Genomic DNA, 661 nt, shown 5'->3' with positions numbered 1-661 from the left:
TTGCACCTGCATTTCCCCGCAGGAAGCGGGGCGTCTTTCCTTGGACCACCAACGCACTGTCCGCCACCGGGAGTTCCGGCGACCGCGACGTGAACAACCATAGCGCATCCCGGAGTTCTTTGCGATCACCGTCCGAGTGTTCGAGCGCGAAATCGATCGTGGCTACCCACTGCGACACGGACCAAACGTGATAGTGATCTGAATCACATCAGCCCGGCTTCTTCTCGAAACCGCGTGCTTGATACAACTTGCTCGCGCGCTCCCGTCGAACAGACGGCCGTCGCCCCTCCCCCCTCTTTCACTCCTCGTCGAGCTGTCGCTCACGCCTGCCCTGGGAACGCCCGTGTCCGCCCCCCGCTCCATGCCCTGGCCCCTCGTCGCCCTTTTCACGGCCGGGTACCTCGCCTCGTATCTGCTGCCGACCACGGTCGGCCGTCTCGACAGCGCGCTGCCGCTGTCCGCCACCCAGGCCGGCGCCATCGGCAGTGCCCTGCTGCTGAGTTCGGCCTCGGCCGGGTTCACTCTCGCCGCCCGCGTGGACCGGTTCGGCGCCCGTGCGCTCGCCCGGCTGGGGATCGTCCTGGCCGTCCTCGGCTACGGCTCGGCCGCCCTCACCGGCTCCGTGCCCGCCGTGGTGCTGGGCGCGGTCGTCGGCGGGTTC

At 68.5% G+C, this 661-nt stretch carries 1 pseudogene; it reads left to right on the top strand.

The features are described 5' to 3' along the window. Positions 1–343: 343 nt before the first annotated feature. Positions 344–661, top strand: a pseudogene (locus tag GT030_RS06520) (MFS transporter); the annotation flags it as partial.

Origin of the sequence: Streptomyces sp. SID1328 (assembly GCF_009865595.1) — a bacterium.
Lineage (GTDB): Bacteria > Actinomycetota > Actinomycetes > Streptomycetales > Streptomycetaceae > Streptomyces > Streptomyces griseoluteus.
Note: the sequence above shows the minus strand (reverse complement) of the source record. Positions and strands in the feature narration are given on the sequence as shown.